We start from the raw sequence: 452 nt of genomic DNA on the forward strand, positions 1-452 counted from the left end.
AAGAGACAGGATCAGCACTTCGGCGTTTTTCTCATCTTCCAGCACGACATCTACGTCTGGGTCGTCTAAGTCTTCAATGCGGAAACGGTCGGAATCGTTATCCATCAACCAAGCCCCAACATTCGCAAACAACACTGCAGGGTCGTATTCCTTGAAGGGGAACTTATCGAAGTAGAAGTCAGCCACATAACGCTGATAAAGCAGGTCGAAACCATGGCCCATGTGTTTGGTTTCTAGTTTCAGTTCAACCTTGCCCATTTCACATTCCATGCGCTTGGCTATCTTGTCGCCCACGACACTGGTTAAAAATGCGTTTAGGTCACGCAGCTTGTAACCTGCTTGATACTGCGTACTCATAACCGTTCCTTTCACAACAAAGCAGCCGATGAGCGAGAAACCCCCAACATATTTCGAATAATGCGCTGACTTTCTGCCATTAAGTCATCTCGTGA

The 452-nt window shown here is 47.1% G+C and carries 1 protein-coding gene; it reads right to left on the minus strand.

Features of this window, described 5'->3' with window-relative positions; translation table 11 throughout:
* A partial coding sequence (locus OW491_RS18195; RefSeq protein ID WP_290037304.1) for a phage tail protein occupies positions 1-357 on the minus strand: 357 nt, incomplete at its 3' end.
* Between the last annotated feature and the right edge of the window lie 95 nt (positions 358-452).

The sequence above is a fragment of the Neptunomonas sp. CHC150 genome (assembly GCF_030397555.1).
Taxonomy (GTDB): Bacteria; Pseudomonadota; Gammaproteobacteria; order Pseudomonadales; family Balneatricaceae; genus Neptunomonas; species Neptunomonas phycophila.